The following is a 16,254-nucleotide window of genomic DNA, read 5'->3' on the forward strand; positions in this document are numbered from 1 at the left end:
ACCACCTTGTCGGCGGCATCTTTCGATGTTGTCGGTTTCTTCGTCATCTCGATCTCCTAATCGATAAGATGAACCAGAAATCCTCAATTGTTCAAATCCTCAAATCTGTCCAGAAACCGCTGACGTCAGACAGGCGTACCGTTTGCGTCATCCTCAGCAAACCTTTCCAACCTGATTATCTCCCAATGACCACCTTTCTTATATCTAGAGCGCTCATTTTGATATCGCCGAAAAAGGTGAAGCAAGGTTTCTTCGCTATCAGTGCCTTTGACGATATCGACCTCGGTCTCTCGGGCCCAAACCTGAGCTTCCCGCTTCGTACGAAAGGTTTTTGCTTTACGGAAAGGCTTTCCATTCACGCGCCGCGCGACCTGAGCCTGCCATCCAAATTCGGTTTTAATGATCGTTGCCATGCCTGAAGAAGATAGTAATCAGATAGTAACAGCAACGTCTTCGTATGGGTCACGGGCTTACCGTGGCTTTCCCCAGCCAGCACAAAAGGAGGTCAAAGGGAAAACAATGGAAGAACAGAGTACATTCTTGGGAAGTAATGGTGCCCAGAAGAGGACTCGAACCTCCACGTCCATACGGACACTAGCACCTGAAGCTAGCGCGTCTACCAATTCCGCCACCTGGGCAGGTGTCGTGAGCGCGTTGGATAGTCTGGCCGACACATCCTGTCAACGGGATTCGGTTTGTCGTTAATCTCAAATTTGCATCGACCATGCAGCGACGAATTGCACCTTGTCTGTGACGTGGGCGCCGGGTTAAACCGTGTATGGCTTAGGTGAAGGACAGCAGAATGTCGAAACTTGTCACGGTTTATGGTGGATCTGGTTTTATCGGGCGATACATCGTGCGTCGGCTTGCGAAAGAAGGCCATCGTGTTCGCGTAGCTGTTCGCCGCCCAAATGAAGCAATTTTTGTAAAACCTTATGGCACAGTCGGACAGGTCGAACCGATATTCTGCAATATCCGCGATGATGTAAGCGTACAGGCCGCGATGCTGGGATGTGATGCAGTGGTGAACTGCGTTGGTATTCTGACGCCCGTAGGAAAGAACAGTTTTGATGCCGTTCAACATGAAGGCGCAGAACGGATTGCCCGGATTGCATCTGAAACCGGCGTTGCGCAGGTTGTCCATATCTCTGCCATTGGGGCGAATATAGACAGCGAAAGCCTGTATCAGCAGACCAAAGCCCTTGGTGAAGAAGGTGTTTTGAAGCATTTCCCGAATGCGGTGATCCTGCGTCCCTCCATTGTGTTTGGGCCGGAAGACGGGTTTTTCAATCGGTTTGCCTCTATGTCTCGCTTTGGCCCCGTTCTGCCTGTGGTTGGTGCGGATACAAGGTTCCAGCCTGTTTATGTGGATGATGTGGCTCAGGCTGCAGTTCTTGGTGCAACCGGACATGCAGAACCAGGCGTTTATGAGCTGGGCGGCCCAGATGTCGAGACCTTCCGGGCCTTGATGCACCAGATGCTAAAAGTCATTCGCCGCAATCGGTTAATCATAAATATACCGTTCTGGGCAGCCAATATTATGGGGTTGGGGTTTGATGTCCTGAAAGCCGTATCACTGGGCCTGATCAATGGTCCCGTGACACGGGATCAGGTGCGGAACCTTGAGATAGACAATGTCGTTTCGGATAAGGTGAAGACATTTGCAGATCTTGGCATCAAACCAACAGCGTTAGAGGCGGTATTGCCATCTTATTTGTGGCGTTTCCGTCCATCCGGTCAATACGATGCGATCAAGGAATCCGCCGAGAATCTTCGCGTCGATTAACTATACGCGTAGCCAAGCAGGACAACCCCTAAAATGATCCTGTAGATCACGTAGGGTGTGAAGCTGACGGATTTCAGCAACCGCATCATAAGCGTCAGGGCAAGCAAAGCTGCAATGAAAGACAGAGCCGCAGCAATCAAACCATCACGTGCCAGTTGCGCGTCGGCGCTTGACATGACCTCTGCCCCAAGAAACAGTCCTGAGATCAGGATGGTTGGGATTGACATAAGCATAGACAGCTTCGCTGCATCTTCACGTGCATAGCCCAACGCCCGCGCACCGGAAATCGTGGCACCAGATCGTGATGTTCCTGGAATCAGAGCAATAGCTTGCCAGACGCCCATGACAAATGCGTCCTTTATCGACCATTGAGCAGAAGACCGATCCACCCCACCCTTTTGATCTGTCCAATAAAGCACAAGCCCGAAGATCAGCATTGTCCAGCCAATCAGAGCTGTGGACCGCAATAACTCATCAGCGCCTGTAAGCTTCAGAATACCGCCAAAGAAGATTACAGGGATGGTCGCAACGCCAAGGCACATCGCCAGCCATGCACCTTGTGTATCTACTTTGCCTTTGATTAAACGCGGCACCCCTGCGGCTGCAATTTTTACATCCGTCCAGAAGTACAGAATAACTGCGAAAAGAGTTCCAACATGCACGGCAATATCAATGGCCTGCCCTTGATCCTGCAACCCGGTCAGCTTTGGGAGTAATATTAAATGGCCTGAAGACGAGACAGGCAGAAATTCAGTCAGACCTTGAATGATCGCTACAAGAACAAGATGGAAAAGCGACATAGCGCCTGCTGCCTCGAATCATTTTTTTGCCAATCTAGTGAGATGAAAATAAAAGAGAAGGCATCAATTAGGTAAATAATAGTGACATATTAATCTAGAATGCGAAGAATTTGAGACCGTTGCGGTCAATATTATTTATAAATAGGTCAGTAAATTTGACTTTTATTCCACTTCATTGCAAGGTATTCAACCGTCTCGGACCAGTCGGAGAGGTTTCAAATGACTAAGCAACAAATGTTGCAATTCGTGACGGTGGAACGGGACATGCCGAACAAGCGCCCACCTGATCTGCGCGCAGATGACTTTAATGAAATTTACGCCGATTACGCCCGCGAAAAAGCTAAAGTCCAAGCTGCGCGTTGCAGTCAATGCGGTGTGCCTTATTGCCAGTCTCACTGTCCGCTGCACAATAACATCCCGGATTGGCTTCGGCTGACTGCCGAGGGCCGTTTGCAGGAAGCCTACGAGATCAGTCAGGCGACCAACACTTTTCCCGAGATCTGCGGCCGCATTTGCCCACAGGATCGGTTATGTGAAGGCAATTGCGTGATTGAACAGTCCGGCCATGGTACGGTGACAATCGGGGCAATCGAGAAATACATAACAGATACCGCTTGGGAAGAAGGCTGGGTAAAGCCCATCGCGCCACACAGTGAGCGCAGGGAATCTGTTGGCATTATCGGCGCGGGACCAGGTGGGCTGGCCGCAGCAGATATTTTGCGCAAGCAGGGCGTACAGGTCACTGTTTATGATCGTTATGACCGCGCGGGCGGCCTTCTGACATATGGCATTCCAGGTTTCAAACTGGAAAAAGATGTTGTGATGAAGCGCATCGACCAGCTGGAAAAAGGCGGTGTGACCTTCAAGATGAATTGCAATGTAGGCGAAGATATTTCGTTTACCGACTTACAGAAAACCCATGACGCTATTCTGATTGCAACAGGTGTTTACAAATCGCGGGACCTGCCTGCGCCCGGCGTTGGCGCAAAAGGTGTTGTGCGAGCGATTGATTATCTGACAGCCTCAAACCGCAAAAGCTTTGGCGATACTGTTCCAGAGTTCGACAATGGTGAGCTGAATGCCGACGGAAAGCGGGTCGTTGTCATTGGCGGTGGTGACACGGCAATGGATTGCGTGCGCACCGCTGTGCGGCAAGGCGCAACATCCGTCAAATGCCTGTACCGCCGGGACAAGGCCAACATGCCCGGATCGCAGCGCGAAGTTGCGAATGCCGAGGAAGAAGGCGTGGAATTCGTTTGGCTGTCCGCACCTAAGGGCTTTACCGGCGATGTGATTGACGGTGTGATGGTCCAGAAAATGCGCCTTGGCGCACCGGATGCGACGGGTCGTCAGGCCCCGGAAGTCATCGAAGGCTCGGACTATATCGAAGGGGCGGACCTGGTGATCAAAGCATTGGGCTTTGAACCAGAAGAATTGCCCGCACTATGGGATGTGCCCGAATTGGAAGTGACACGTTGGGGCACCATCAAGGCGGATTTCGAGACCCATGCGACAAGCCTGCAGGGCGTCTATGCCTGCGGCGACATCCAACGCGGTGCCAGCCTTGTTGTCTGGGCGATCCGCGACGGGTGCGAGGCGGCGGAGGCCATTTTGGATCAGATTAACCAAGCTGCTGCGGTTGCGGCAGAATAGGTGATGATTTTGATGAGAACCCTATTAGGCTTGCTGTTTTCAGCCCTTGCTGGGATAGGCATGGCTGTTGCTCAAGATGCCCCAAAGCACAATATTTTTTCCGCCCCCTACGAGGTGATCACGGATCATTCGCAGTGCTCGGGGCCCGGGAAAGTCGCGTTTAAGGTGGAATTCAAGGCGGAAGATGTCGGGTTTAGATTGGAAAGCCAAGAACCCCGATTTGACGTGGATATCGGGTCTGATGGAAAGATCGAGAAATACTATCCTTATGGGGAATGCTATCGAACGGTACGCAAAGGAATAGAGGTCAACCGCATTGAGGTTGAATGCTCGGAAAGCACAAATAGCTTACAGGTAGGAACCGCTAACGCTTTACAGGCGGTTTCAAAACTTACTGAAGCCGAGGATTTTGCGACAAACTTCTCGGGGAAACTTTCAGCCTGTATGACGATGTCTGGTTACGAGGTTATGGATGCTGAATGGAAGTTGGATGTTGCCTCGGGGGAAAAGACGACGAGCTTGACAGGTCAGGTGCCTAGTGAAGAGCAGCAGGTTAGCTTGATCCACCCAAGTGCACACGACAACACCGAGCCGGATTCAGAGAAGGGGCCAGCTATAGCAGTTGTTGAATTGCAGTGCCAACCGATTGATTTGGGTGGTGGCTTGGAAGGTGATACGAGGCTATCGTTTGTTGCCTTTTTGGGATTGTCCGAACGGGTGATTTCGGATTGCAGAAAAGATGATGCTGACTGCTTTTCACGTATCAAAGCCGAAAACATCAACCGGAACGACGATAGTAGTTTTTTGTTTGGTACTAAATTTTACAACCGATGCCCAGACCCATAATGCCAACCACCACACGAAAACACCTAAGACCGGAGTAGACCGCCATGACCAAATATGACGATAGCTGGGTTAAAGAAGAGCATGCCCGCCGTGAGTGGATGGCCACCAACAGCCTGTACCGGGCGGAGGATGAGCATGCCTCTTGCGGTGTAGGTCTTGTGGTATCAATCGATGGCAAAGCTTCGCGCAAGGTTGTTGAGAACGGCATCGATGCCCTGAAAGCTGTTTGGCATCGGGGCGCCGTTGATGCGGATGGTAAGACCGGCGATGGGGCAGGCATTCATGTGCAAATCCCGGTGCCGTTTTTCTACGACCAGATTGAACGGACGGGGCACAAACCTGATCCTGACAAACTTATTGCGGTCGGCCAGATTTTCTTGCCCCGGACGGATTTTGGCGCTCAGGAAACGTGCAGGACCATTATTGAGACCGAAGTTCTGCGCATGGGGTATGGCATATATGGGTGGCGGCACGTGCCCGTGAACACTGCTGTTCTGGGCGATAAAGCAAATGCGACCCGGCCAGAGATTGAGCAAATTCTGATCTCCAACATCAAGGATGTCGACGAAGAAACCTTTGAGCGGGAATTATACGTGATCCGCCGCCGGATCGAAAAGGGAGCAATCGTTGCACAGGTGCCGCAGCTTTACGTATGCTCTCTGTCCTGCCGGTCGATCATCTATAAGGGGATGATGCTGGCTCAGGATGTGGCCGAATTTTATCCCGACCTGATGGACACGCGTTTCGAGAGCGCTTTTGCAATCTATCACCAACGCTATTCAACAAACACGTTCCCGCAATGGTGGTTGGCTCAACCCTTTCGGATGCTGGCCCATAACGGCGAGATCAACACGCTGAAAGGCAACCTCAACTGGATGAAGAGTCACGAGATTCGTATGGCCTCTGGCGCATTCGGTGAGATGGCAGAAGATATCAAACCGATTGTGGCGACGGGATCGTCGGATTCAGCTGCATTAGAACTCTGTATTTGAGGTTTTGGTACGTGCCGGACGCTCAGCCCCGATGGCGAAAACCATGCTGGTGCCTGAAAGCTGGTCCAAGCAAGCGGTAGAGATGCCGCAAAAATGGCAGGATATGTATTCCTACTGCAATTCTGTGATGGAGCCTTGGGACGGACCCGCTGCATTGGCTATGACTGATGGGCGCTGGGTCTGTGCGGGGCTTGACCGAAACGGCTTGCGACCCATGCGCTACGTCGTAACAGGTGATGGGCTATTGATCGCCGGGTCCGAGGCCGGGATGGTGCCAACCAAAGAAGCGACTGTGCGTGAGAAAGGTGCGTTAGGCCCCGGCCAGATGATTGGTGTGCATATGGGCAAGGGAAAACTGTTCCATGACACTGAGTTGAAAAACAAAATGTCTGCGGCCCTGCCCTTTGGAGAATGGGTCGGAAAGATCACCGATCTGGAAGAGATCGCGCAAAATTCCGAAGAAAAGGCTCTGTTTTCAGGACCAGAGCTCCGCAAACGTCAAATTGCCGCTGGCTATACAATTGAAGAGCTAGAGCAAATTCTGGCACCGATGGCTGAGGACGGAAAAGAGACACTTGCGTCTATGGGCGACGACACGCCAAGCGCTGTACTGTCAAAGAAGTACCGGCCTCTGAGCCACTTCTTCCGGCAAAATTTCAGTCAGGTCACGAACCCGCCAATCGACAGCTTGCGCGAATACCGGGTGATGAGCCTGAAGACACGGTTCGGCAATCTCAAAAACGTGTTGGATGAGGATTCTGAGCCAGACCGAGATTCTGGTTCTGGACAGCCCGTTTTTAGGCAACGCACAGTTCGATAAAGTATGTGATCAATTCAACGCTGATATGGTTACAATAGATTGTACTTTCCCGTGGGAAGGCGTGCTGCGTACCGAGTTAGAGCGTATTCGGGCAGAGGCGGAGGACGCTGTGCGTTCTGGCGCGGGGCACATTGTACTTACAGATCAGGCTCAGTCGGAAGAAAGAGTAGGTATGCCAATGATTTTGGCGACCTCTGCCGTACATAGTTGGTTAACGCGAAAAGGGCTACGGACTTTCTGTTCGCTAAATGTGCGATCCGCAGAATGTATCGATCCGCATTATTTCGCAGTTCTGATCGGCTGCGGCGCGACCACTGTGAACGCCTATCTTGCAGAAGATTCCCTTGCTGACCGGATTGAGAGAGGCCTTTTGGACTGCGGCTTGACCCAAGCGGTCGCGCGGTACCGTAACGCGATTGATCAGGGTTTGCTGAAGATCATGGCTAAAATGGGGATTTCGGTGATCTCTTCCTATCGCGGCGGATTGAACTTTGAGGCTGTCGGACTGAGCCGCGCAATGGTGGCCGAATTCTTCCCCGGTATGCATAGCCGGATTTCGGGGATAGGTATATCCGGCATCCAGAAGAAGGTAATGGAAGTTCACACGACCGGTTGGCGTGACGGGCAAGATGTGCTGCCGATTGGTGGGTTTTATAAGGCGCGTCGCTCTGGCGAGAAGCACGCTTGGGAAGCCCAGACAATGCATATGCTGCAAGCAGCCTGCACGCGCGCCAGTTATGATCTTTGGAAGCAGTATTCGCAAACGATGAAAGCGAACCCACCGATTCATTTACGTGATCTGCTTGAAATTAAACCGATGGGCGCACCTATTTCGGTAGACGAAGTAGAGTCTATTACGTCCATTCGGAAGCGTTTCGTGACGCCGGGGATGTCTTTAGGCGCGCTCTCGCCAGAGGCACACAAGACATTGAATGTGGCGATGAACCGGATTGGGGCGAAGTCCGACAGTGGCGAAGGTGGCGAAGACCCTGCCCATTTCGTGCCGGAACCAAACGGGGACAATCCGTCCGCCAAGATCAAGCAGGTCGCGTCGGGGCGCTTTGGCGTAACGGCGGAATATCTCAACCACTGCGAAGAACTGGAGATCAAGGTTGCCCAAGGGGCTAAGCCCGGCGAGGGTGGGCAATTGCCCGGCATGAAGGTGACAGACCTGATTGCGCGGCTGCGGCACTCGACCAAAGGCGTAACGCTGATCAGCCCGCCACCACATCATGATATCTACTCAATCGAGGATTTAGCGCAGCTGATCTACGATCTTAAACAGATTAACCCGCGCTGTAAGGTTACAGTAAAATTGGTGGCGGCATCTGGTGTCGGAACAATTGCCGCTGGCGTGGCCAAGGCCAAGGCAGATGTGATCCTGATTTCAGGACATAATGGTGGTACAGGGGCATCGCCCGCAACATCGATTAAATATGCAGGCCTTCCCTGGGAAATGGGTTTGACTGAAGCGCATCAAGTTCTGGCAATGAACAATCTGCGGGACCGGGTTACGCTACGAACGGATGGCGGTCTGAGAACCGGGCGCGACATTGTGATGGCAGCGATGATGGGGGCTGAAGAATACGGCATCGGCACAGCCGCACTGATTGCAATGGGATGCATCATGGTGCGCCAATGTCAGAGCAATACATGCCCCGTTGGTGTCTGCACGCAGGACGAGAGGCTGCGCGCCAGATTTACCGGCACAGCAGATAAGGTTGTCAACCTGATCACTTTCTATGCGCAGGAAGTAAGGGAAATTCTGGCCTCGATAGGAGCGCGGTCTCTGGATGATGTAATTGGGCGGGCCGATTTACTAAATCAGGTAAGCCGAGGTTCCGCACATTTGGATGATCTGGATCTCAATCCGCTTTTGATCACTGTCGATGGAGCTGAAAACATCGTCTATAACAGGGAAAAAGAGCGCAATTCTGTGCCTGATACGCTGGATGCAGAGATCGTAAAGGACGCTCAGCAGTTCTTCAAAGAAGGCGAGAAAATGCAGCTGTCTTATGCAGTGCAGAATACGCTGCGCACCATTGGCACCCGGGCGTCCAGCCATATTGTTCAACGGTTCGGCATGCGCAACGATTTGCAGCCTGATCATCTGACCGTAAAGCTGGTGGGGTCCGCAGGGCAGTCGCTTGGCGCTTTTGCTGCGCCGGGATTGAAGCTGGAAGTCTTTGGCGATGCGAATGATTACGTTGGCAAAGGGCTTTCTGGCGGGCGGATCGTGGTGCGCCCAGCGCAAGAAAGCCCTCTGACGGCCGATGAAAATACGATTATCGGGAACACGGTGCTCTATGGTGCAACTGACGGGCATTTGTTTGCCGCCGGTCGCGCAGGTGAGCGGTTCGGGGTCCGGAACTCTGGTGCAAAAGTCGTCATTGAGGGCTGTGGAACCAACGGATGCGAGTATATGACCGGCGGTGTCGCGGTTATATTGGGCTCTATTGGCGCGAATTTCGGCGCAGGCATGACGGGTGGTATGGCCTATCTGTATGATCCGGCTGGCGCGTCTTCGAAACTAATGAATATGGAGACATTAGTGACATGCCCTGTGACAGTCGATCATTGGCAGGCGCAGCTCAAAGGCTTGGTTGAGCAACATCTCTCGGAAACAGGAAGTCAGAAAGCCGCATTCATATTGCAGAATTGGGGCGACGAACTTTCAAACTTCGTTCAGGTCTGCCCGAAAGAAATGTTGATCCACCTGCCGGCACCTTTAAGTCTGCAGGATCAGGCCGTTCCTGCGGAATAGGCTCTAATTTGTTGCGGATTCGCAGGCACTGCCGGTTGCGCATTGCACGACCCGCCTCAGATCAGTGGCAGATGGTTTTGCAAATGCCAAGCTGTAGCAAGGATCTACAACGAAGACGAGTTTATCATCGCGGCGTTCAATAAAGGCCAGATAATCCGATTTAGGATTTATCTGGCCACACCACGGGCCCGCGCAAACCAGTTCGACATCAACCGGCGCATTCAATTCCTGATCGAAACCACCAGAAGTCAGCAATTTTCCAGAAAATTTCGCAGGTACAGTTGTGTCTTCCTTCTGATCTTTCGGCAGATCGCCCTTAACCGCGAATGTTCCGTGGAATATCGCGTATTTCTTGTCTGAGTCAGATGCCTGCTTGAACGTAAAAGCGACATCCGGCGCGAGACATGACAACGCAAAGACCTGTGTTGTGGACAGGGCAAGTGTAATGGCGGCGGCGATTTGGGTTTTGATCATCATACCCGAGGACTTAGCACAGATTGAAAAGAGGCGATCACCTTCTCGTAAACGTGACGCTTGAATGGCACAATATTGCCAAGCAGATCATCTATGGGCATCCATTTCCATTCAGAAAACTCAGGATGCTCGGTCGCTATATTCACATCCGTATCCGCCCCATGAAACTGCAGCAGAAACCATTTCTGTTCTTGCCCACGGTAACGTCCCTTCCATAGTTTAGGGACAAGATCATGAGGCAAATCGTAGGGTATCCAATCATCGGTTTCAGCCAATATAGACACTTTTTCAGGGCCAACCCCGGTTTCTTCACCCAATTCGCGCAAGGCTGCATCGCGCGGTGCCTCACCAAGGTCAATGCCCCCTTGGGGCATTTGCCAGGCATTGCCCGGATTATCGATGCGTTTGCCTGTGAACACATCGCCGCCTGCGTTGACAAGCATAACGCCAACGCAGGTACGATAGGGCAGCTTGGCGATGTCTTCCGGTGTCATCGCCTCTATTGATCGCCGGGTGCCAAAGCGCTGAGGCCTTTAAGCACGTCCAGTGCATAAGCAAGCTGGTAATCCTCATCACGCAGTTTGGCAGATTCCTCTGCGCGTGCGCGCTCTTCCTCAATAATCTTGCGCTCATCCTCTGAGATTGAGTCGTTGTTAAGCGATCCACGCAAATCGGCTTCTGAACGTCCCGGCTGATCCTGATCTTCAGCCTCTTCGTCAGTAGGTAAGTTTCGCGGTTGTTTTACGATGATGTCAGGAGACACACCAAGCGCCTGAATGGACCGGCCTGATGGTGTGTAATAGCGCGAGGTCGTCAGACGCATCGCGCCGTCACCACGTACAGGTACAACAGTTTGAACAGAGCCTTTGCCGAAGCTTTTCTCGCCTATTACCACCGCGCGACGGTGATCTTGCAAGGCCCCGGCTACGATCTCGGAAGCAGATGCTGACCCACCATTGATAAGTACAACTATAGGTTTGCCGCTGCTCAGATCACCTTCGGTTGCATTGTAGCGCTCGTTATTGCGCGAATTGCGACCACGGGTTGAGACGATTTCGCCTTTATCCAGGAAAGCATCGCTGACTTGAATTGCTTCAGTCAGCAAGCCACCAGGATTGTTACGCAGGTCAATGACAACGCCGTTTATCTTGTCAATCCCACCTGCTTTTTCAATTTCTTTGGCAAGTCCGTCTTTGAGGTTCGGATAGGTCTGGCGATTGAAGGTTGTGACCCGCAAAACCACACTGTCACCTTCCAGACGTGACCGCACAGCAGTTACCTTGATCGTGTCGCGGATGATCGAAACCTCAAATGGTTCATCTGCGCCTTCACGAATGACCGTCAGAAGAATCTCGGACCCAACCGGGCCGCGCATCATGGCAACAGCTTCATCAAGGTTGAGGCCCAGAACACTTTGGCCATCTACCGCCGTGATGAAATCGCCTGCTTCCATACCGGCCTGATCTGCCGGGGTGCCATCCATTGGCGCAACAACTTTGACGTAGCCATCTTCCTGCGTCACCTCGATACCAAGACCACCAAACTCGCCACTAGTTTGGGTTTGCATAGCGTCGAAGTCTTTCGGCGGAAGGTAGGACGAATGGGGGTCGAGCGAGGTTAGCATACCGTTAATCGCAGCCTCGATCAGTTCGGCCTCATCGACTTCCTCGACATATTGGGCGCGGATACGCTCGAATATGTCCCCGAAAAGGTCCAGCTGCTCATAAACTGTGGATTTGCTCTCGGTTTCCTGAGCAAGCAAGGGGCCTGCGATCTGGGTTGTTACCAACACACCGGCCGCGGTCCCGAGCAATGCTGCCATCATAAAATTTTTCATGCGTTCCTCATTCTTTGTTCCGTATGAACCACGCAGTTGGGTCCACGGGTGTGTTATTCTGTCTTAGCTCTATATAAAGCGACTCTTGCTGATTGCCGCCACTACCTTTAGCCGCATCTATTAAAAAACTTTCCGCATCTGGTATTAAACCACCCATCAGGCCGATTGGAGCCCCTTTATTGACGATCTCGCCAGGGCTGACGAATGCTTTTGCCATACCAGCGAGAATCAGAAGATAGCCTTGTCCTGGCTCTAGGATAATCACATTTCCGTATTCCAGAAGCGGCCCGCTATAGCGGATCGTTGCAGTCCAGGGGGCCGTCACCAAGGTACGGGCACGGGTGGCCCAAAGCAGGCCTGGCCGTTCAATACCAGCCGGGTCCGCCTCATTGAAACCCCGCAAAAGAATTCCGGGCGCAGGCAGCAGCAATTTGCCTTTCTGCGTTTCGAAATCCGCCAGATTTGCGGTTTCATCTACGCCAAGGCTAGCCAGCCCATCTGCAAAACCATCCAATGTGTCACTGTTTTCAATTAACGCACGCATCTGATCAGGGTCAGCCGTAAAACTGCGCGGCAGATCGGTGCGGTCTGCGATAGCCTTGGTCAATGCAACACGTGCGGACTGCACTTCGGCCAGCGCATTGGTGAGCGAGATTGCGGCATTGTTTTGTAACGTCTGCAAGATTTGCATCTCTTCAAGCTGTAACCGCAATTGCTCCGCTTCTGCCTGAAGGGCTGGGGTGACATCAGACAGGATCATTCCGGACCGCGCAGTTCCAAGCGGGCCGGAGGGATGCATCATCAGCAAGGGGGCCGGTGAGCTGCCGATACTTTGCAAAACACCTAACAGGCGTGCAATGTTATCGCGCTTGGCCTCAAAAACCAGCGCGATAGAACGTTCGCGTATCGCGGCGCGGCGCAGTGCTTCACGTAATGCGGCCAGGCCTTCCTCATAGGCGCGCAGAGTTTGGGTCAACGCTGCAACCTGATCTGAGGATTTCTCAGCTTCGGTCAAGGCTTTCGCGGCTTCGGTCAACATCTGGCTGGCGCGTCTTGCAGTAGTCACAGGATCTGATTGCGCAAATGTTGGACCCACAAGACCCTGTATGGCCAAAAAACCTAATGTTAGAGCCTGTAGTGCCTTGCTAGCTTTCATTCGTCAATCAAAGACACGCCGGTCATCTCATCAGGTTTGGGTAAGTTCATCAATTGTAAAATCGTCGGCGCAAGGTCTGCCAATCTGCCTGATTTCAGCTTAGCCCCATGCGACCCGCCGATAAGAATAACGGGGACAGGGTTCGTTGTATGCGCAGTGTGCGGCCCACCCGTGTCAGAATCTATCATGGTTTCGCAATTACCATGATCTGCTGTGACGATCATCGCACCGCCTGCTTGTTCTAACGCTGAAATCGCCTTTGCCAGACCCCGATCAACAGTCTCGCAAGCTGTGATTGCTGCAGCTATATCACCAGTATGACCGACCATATCGGGATTGGCATAATTCACTATGATCAGATCGTAGCCATCCTTGATTGCGCCAACCAGATGTTCGGTCACTTCCGGCGCCGACATTTCAGGCTGCAGATCATAAGTAGCGACTTTTGGGCTTTGGGCCATATAGCGATCTTCGCCTTTTTCAGGGTCTTCTTTACCGCCATTCAGGAAGAAAGTGACATGCGGATATTTCTCCGTCTCTGCCAAACGAAACTGACGCAAACCATACCGCGCAACCCAAGACCCCAGCGTATTTATAATTTTCTGTTTGGGAAAAACGGTAGTCATGTAAGCATTATGATCTGTTGAATAGTCGACCATGCCGAGACACGCAGCAAGTTCCGGGCGATTTGAAACATCGAACGCCGTAAAATCTGGTTGGGCCAGTGCCGCCAGAATTTCACGCGCACGGTCGGCCCGGAAATTCAGACAAAAGATGCCATCACCGTCTTTCATCCCGGAATAGCCGGCCAGAACAGTGGGTAGAATGAACTCATCAGTCTGGTCTTTGGCATAAGCTTGTGAAATCGCCTCATGCGTGGTTTTGGCTGTTTCTCCATCTGCATTGACCATCGTGCAGTAAGCTTTTTCGACCCTGTCCCAGCGATTATCGCGGTCCATGGCATAGTAGCGCCCGGACAGCGTCACGATCTTTGCGCCCTCTGGCAAGGTATCTTCAAGCTGTTTGACGTAATCTTTTGCAGATTTTGGCGCGACATCACGACCATCGGTGATAGCGTGAATGACCACGGGAACACCTGCATCAGTGATAGCTTTGGCCGCTGCACTGCAATGAGCCAAGTGCCCATGCACACCACCGTCAGAGACCACGGCAAGCAGATGCGCCGAACCGCCAGTGCTTTTCAACGTTGCGATGAAATCCTTCAGCGCCTCATTTTTGAAGAAGGAGCCGTTTTCAATCGCCAGATCAATCTGCCCCAAATCCATTGCAACGACCCGGCCTGCACCGATATTCGTGTGACCGACCTCTGAATTGCCCATCTGTCCGCTTGGCAGACCCACATCAGGGCCGTGGGTCGTCAACGTCGCATTGGGGCATGTTGCCATGATCCGGTCAAATGTCGGCGTTTGGGCCAGGCGAGGCGCATTACCTTCTTTCGTATCGGACAGGCCCCACCCATCCAGAATACACAGCACAACAGGTTTAGGTATCGACATTGGTATGACCTCTTTGCAGATGTTCTACTTGTCGCAAGCCAGAGCTTCAACCGCTGAAAGAAACAGGAAATTGCATGTTCTTCGCCACTGAACATAATAAGAAGAATCAGACCAAACGGCCTGAGTTTGTATAAAGGATTGTAGTTACATGGTGAATTCTGACAGCGTTATCCATCCGGTTCTGCTTTGTGGTGGATCGGGAACACGGCTTTGGCCCCTATCCCGGAAAAGCTACCCCAAGCAGTTTGCAGCCGTCACCGGGGATGAAAGCCTGTTCCAAGCGTCCGCCAAGCGCTTGTCCGGTTCTGGATATGCCGCACCGATTGTTGTGACCAACTCTGACTACCGTTTCATAGTGACCGAGCAGCTTGGCGATGTTGGGTTAACAGCCGATGCTATCCTGATTGAGCCTGAAGCGCGCAACACCGCACCCGCTGTCTTGGCGACGGCATTATACCTTGCGAAGACGGCACCGGATGCTCTGATGCTGGTAGCCCCGTCGGATCATGTCATTCTGGATCGCGGGGCGTTTCAGGCCGCAGTTGATCTGGCAATTCCAGCTGCGCAGGCGGGTCAACTGGTGACGTTTGGCATATCACCAACGCGCCCAGAGACAGGATACGGGTATCTTGAGTTGGATGTCTCTGGCGATGTTCAAGATGTCGTTCCCTTGAAACGGTTTGTGGAAAAGCCTGATGCGGCGCGCGCTGCCCAAATGCTTGAGGTTGGCACATTCCTGTGGAACGCTGGGATTTTTCTGTTCTCGGTCCAGACTATTATTCAGGCTTTCAAGGATCACGCAGGTGCCTTGTTAGACCCGATACAAGCCTCTGTGGATGAGGCGCAGGCAGATTTGAACTTCCTACGCCTTGCTGCGACCCCATGGGCGCAAGCCGAAGCAGTTTCCATCGATTACGCGGTTATGGAAAAAGCGGCAAACTTGTCCGTTGTGCCGTTTTCTGGGGATTGGTCCGATCTTGGCGATTGGGAAGCCGTGTGGCGCGAAACTGGTGGTGACGGCAATGGTGTAAGGGCTCAAGGCCCAGTCACATCGATTGAGTGTCAAAACACGCTGCTGCGCGCGGAAGCCGAGGGGCAGCAGCTGGTGGGCCTTGGATTGAACAACATCATTGCCGTTGCGATGCCGGATGCAGTGTTGATTGCCGATAAGTCCCGCGCCCAAGATGTCAAACAAGTGGTAGCGGAACTGAAAGCCAAGCAAGTAACGCAGGCCGAGGTTTTACCGCGGGATTACAGGCCTTGGGGATGGTTCGAAAGCCTTGCGCTGGGTGAGAAGTTTCAGGTCAAGCGCATCGTCGTTAACCCGGGTGGGCGGCTATCCTTGCAATCGCACGAACACCGCGCAGAACATTGGATCGTGGTTGCTGGAACAGCCAAAGTTACGATTGACGACACGGTCAAGCTGGTTGAGGAAAACCAATCTGTCTATATCCCATTAGGTGCAGTCCATCGCATGGAAAACCCCGGTAAGGTTCCCATGGTGCTGATTGAGGTACAAACAGGCACGTATTTCGGCGAAGATGATATCATCAGATATGAAGACGCTTACGCCCGTGATTAGGCCCGTTCTGACAAAACGGGCCCACGC

The 16,254-nt window shown here is 52.5% G+C and carries 11 protein-coding genes, 1 tRNA gene and 1 pseudogene; 6 read left to right on the forward strand and 7 right to left on the reverse strand.

Annotated features, from left to right (window positions below; all coding sequences use genetic code 11):
• Nucleotides 1-68: 68 nt before the first annotated feature.
• Nucleotides 69-419 carry a hypothetical protein gene (locus ACZ1HF_RS11425; protein ID WP_472657621.1) on the forward strand — a complete coding sequence of 117 codons (351 nt, stop codon included), beginning with the start codon at nt 69-71 and terminating at the stop codon, nt 417-419.
• A gap of 132 nt (nt 420-551) precedes the next feature.
• On the opposite strand, the gene ACZ1HF_RS11430 is transcribed toward ACZ1HF_RS11425, so the two are convergent.
• A tRNA-Leu gene (locus ACZ1HF_RS11430) sits at nt 552-638 on the reverse strand.
• 164 nt (nt 639-802) lie between these two features.
• Here ACZ1HF_RS11430 and ACZ1HF_RS11435 point away from each other — a divergent pair.
• Complete coding sequence (locus tag ACZ1HF_RS11435; protein ID WP_472657622.1) at nt 803-1,786, forward strand: complex I NDUFA9 subunit family protein; 984 nt, start codon at nt 803-805, stop codon at nt 1,784-1,786.
• Here the strand turns inward: ACZ1HF_RS11435 and ACZ1HF_RS11440 are convergent.
• Nucleotides 1,783-2,586: an undecaprenyl-diphosphate phosphatase gene (locus ACZ1HF_RS11440; RefSeq protein WP_472657623.1), complete on the reverse strand. Its 804-nt coding sequence runs from the start codon at nt 2,584-2,586 to the stop codon at nt 1,783-1,785. The genes ACZ1HF_RS11435 and ACZ1HF_RS11440 overlap by 4 nt on opposite strands.
• 219 nt (nt 2,587-2,805) lie before the next feature.
• On the opposite strand from ACZ1HF_RS11440, the gene ACZ1HF_RS11445 reads away from it, so the two are divergent.
• From ACZ1HF_RS11445 to gltB, 3 genes and pseudogenes are all read left to right on the forward strand, one after another.
• Nucleotides 2,806-4,239, forward strand: coding sequence for an NAD(P)-dependent oxidoreductase (locus ACZ1HF_RS11445; protein WP_472657624.1), 1,434 nt, complete (start codon nt 2,806-2,808; stop codon nt 4,237-4,239).
• A gap of 12 nt (nt 4,240-4,251) precedes the next feature.
• The gene (locus tag ACZ1HF_RS11450) at nt 4,252-5,085 is read left to right on the forward strand and encodes a hypothetical protein (protein WP_472657625.1); all 834 of its coding nucleotides are present in this window, start codon (nt 4,252-4,254) and stop codon (nt 5,083-5,085) included.
• A gap of 44 nt (nt 5,086-5,129) precedes the next feature.
• Nucleotides 5,130-9,661, forward strand: a pseudogene (gltB, locus tag ACZ1HF_RS11455) (glutamate synthase large subunit).
• Between the two features lie 3 nt (nt 9,662-9,664).
• Here gltB and ACZ1HF_RS11460 read toward each other — a convergent pair.
• Genes ACZ1HF_RS11460 through gpmI form a run of 5 tightly spaced genes read right to left on the reverse strand, consistent with a single transcriptional unit; the run spans nt 9,665 to nt 14,645 of the window.
• Nucleotides 9,665-10,138 (reverse strand): hypothetical protein, encoded by a 474-nt coding sequence (locus ACZ1HF_RS11460; RefSeq protein WP_472657626.1) that lies wholly within the window; start codon nt 10,136-10,138, stop codon nt 9,665-9,667.
• Nucleotides 10,135-10,629 (reverse strand): RNA pyrophosphohydrolase, encoded by a 495-nt coding sequence (locus ACZ1HF_RS11465; RefSeq protein ID WP_472657627.1) that lies wholly within the window; start codon nt 10,627-10,629, stop codon nt 10,135-10,137. Before ACZ1HF_RS11465 ends, ACZ1HF_RS11460 begins: the two co-directional genes overlap by 4 nt.
• Nucleotides 10,630-10,634: 5 nt before the next feature.
• Nucleotides 10,635-11,972 (reverse strand): S41 family peptidase, encoded by a 1,338-nt coding sequence (locus ACZ1HF_RS11470; RefSeq protein ID WP_472657628.1) that lies wholly within the window; start codon nt 11,970-11,972, stop codon nt 10,635-10,637.
• A 7-nt stretch (nt 11,973-11,979) separates the two neighbouring features.
• The gene (locus ACZ1HF_RS11475; RefSeq protein WP_472657629.1) at nt 11,980-13,128 is read right to left on the reverse strand and encodes a murein hydrolase activator EnvC family protein; all 1,149 of its coding nucleotides are present in this window, start codon (nt 13,126-13,128) and stop codon (nt 11,980-11,982) included.
• Nucleotides 13,125-14,645, reverse strand: a complete 1,521-nt coding sequence (gpmI, locus tag ACZ1HF_RS11480) for a 2,3-bisphosphoglycerate-independent phosphoglycerate mutase (RefSeq protein ID WP_472657630.1) — start codon at nt 14,643-14,645, stop codon at nt 13,125-13,127. Before gpmI ends, ACZ1HF_RS11475 begins: the two co-directional genes overlap by 4 nt.
• A 148-nt stretch (nt 14,646-14,793) precedes the next feature.
• Between gpmI and ACZ1HF_RS11485 the strand changes: the two genes are divergently transcribed.
• Entirely contained in the window at nt 14,794-16,227 is a 1,434-nt protein-coding gene (locus ACZ1HF_RS11485) for a mannose-1-phosphate guanylyltransferase/mannose-6-phosphate isomerase (RefSeq protein WP_472657632.1), read from the forward strand.
• The last annotated feature ends 27 nt before the right edge of the window (nt 16,228-16,254 follow it).

The organism is Litoreibacter sp. GN1-5, assembly GCF_055693805.1.